At 61.6% G+C, this 450-nt stretch carries 1 tRNA gene and 1 rRNA gene; both read right to left on the bottom strand.

The features are described from left to right. Positions 1-112: 112 nt before the first annotated feature. Positions 113-189 (bottom strand) — tRNA-Ile (locus tag MFF56_RS31960). A gap of 166 nt (positions 190-355) precedes the next feature. Continuing rightward, positions 356-450 (bottom strand): 16S ribosomal RNA (locus MFF56_RS31955); the annotation flags it as partial.

Genomic DNA, 450 nt, shown 5'->3' with positions numbered 1-450 from the left:
ATCGAACCGACGACCTCATGCTTGCAAAGCACGCGCTCTCCCAACTGAGCTATGTCCCCGAAGGTGTCAGCTGCAGTCGGTGATGGTTGCTGGTGCGCACGGCACCCGATCATGGTGGGCCTGGGACGACTCGAACGTCCGACCTCACCCTTATCAGGGGTGCGCTCTAACCACCTGAGCTACAGGCCCGTGGCTGGCAGCGATGCGCATGCATCGCCTCCCGCTTGTCCGGATGAGAAAGAGAAACGAGGACGGCGGCGTCCCGCCAATGGGTCCTGACTGGACCCTGTATCTAAATGACGCCGTACGAGGAGCGGACCGGCCGAGCCGATCATCCTGCAAACAGCATCCTTAGAAAGGAGGTGATCCAGCCGCAGGTTCCCCTACGGCTACCTTGTTACGACTTCACCCCAGTCGCTGACCCTACCGTGGTCGCCTGCCTCCTTGCGG

Origin of the sequence: Methylobacterium hispanicum, from assembly GCF_022179285.1 — a bacterium.
GTDB classification, from domain to species: Bacteria; Pseudomonadota; Alphaproteobacteria; order Rhizobiales; family Beijerinckiaceae; genus Methylobacterium; species Methylobacterium hispanicum.
The sequence above is the reverse complement of the archived record's forward strand: the minus strand, read 5'-3'. Positions and strand labels throughout refer to the sequence as shown.